Here is an 887-nt window from a genome sequence, read left to right as displayed (position 1 = left end):
GCGCTCACCGGGCCGATGCCCATGATCGCCGGGTCGACGCCGGCATTGGCGTAGCCCTTGATCCGCGCCAGCACCGGCAGGCCCAGGGCCTCGGCCTTGGCGGCGCTCATCAGCACCACGGCGGCAGCGCCGTCGTTGATGGTGGAGGCGTTGCCGGCGGTGACGCTGCCGTCCTTCTTGAAGGCGGGCTTGAGCTTGCCCAGGGACTCGGCGGTGGTGCCGGCGCGCGGGCCTTCGTCGGTATCGAAGGCGACGGGCTCGCCCTTGCGTTGCGGAATCAGGATGGGAGTGATCTCGTCCTTGAAGCGGCCGGCCTCGATGGCAGCCGCGGCCTTCTGCTGGGACGCGGCGGCGAAGGCGTCCTGCTGCTCGCGGGTGAGGCCGTACTGCTCCACCAGGTTCTCGGCGGTCACGCCCATGTGGTAGTCGTTGAAGGCGTCGGTCAGGCCGTCGTGGATCAGGCTGTCCAGCAGCTTGCCATGGCCCATGCGCAGGCCGGTGCGGCCGGCCGGCAGGATGTAGGGGGCCAGGCTCATGTTCTCCTGGCCACCGGCGATGACCACCTCGGCATCGCCACAACGAATGGCCTGGACGCCCAGATGCAGCGCCTTGAGGCCGGAGCCGCAGAGCTTGTTCAGGGTCATGGCCGGGACTTCATGGGGCAGGCCGGCGAGGACGGCGGCCTGGCGTGCCGGGTTCTGGCCGCTGCCGGCGGTGAGCACCTGGCCGAGGATGACTTCATCCACCTGCTCGCCCTTGAGGCCGGTCCTGGCCAGCAGCTGGCGGATCACCGCGGCGCCCAGTTCGTGGGCGGGGATGTTCGCCAGGGCGCCCTGGAAGCTGCCGATGGCGGTGCGGGTGGCGGCGACGATTACGACGTCTTGCAT

1 protein-coding gene is annotated in these 887 nt (G+C 70.1%); it reads right to left on the bottom strand.

Annotated features, from left to right (window positions below):
- Positions 1-887 (bottom strand): acetyl-CoA C-acyltransferase (locus tag ACFPU0_RS18275; RefSeq protein WP_377694688.1); only part of this gene is annotated, 887 nt, incomplete at its 3' end.

Source organism: Pseudomonas sp. GCM10022186 (assembly GCF_042656385.1).
Classification (GTDB): domain Bacteria; phylum Pseudomonadota; class Gammaproteobacteria; order Pseudomonadales; family Pseudomonadaceae; genus Metapseudomonas.
The sequence above is the reverse complement of the archived record's forward strand: the minus strand, read 5'-3'. Positions and strand labels throughout refer to the sequence as shown.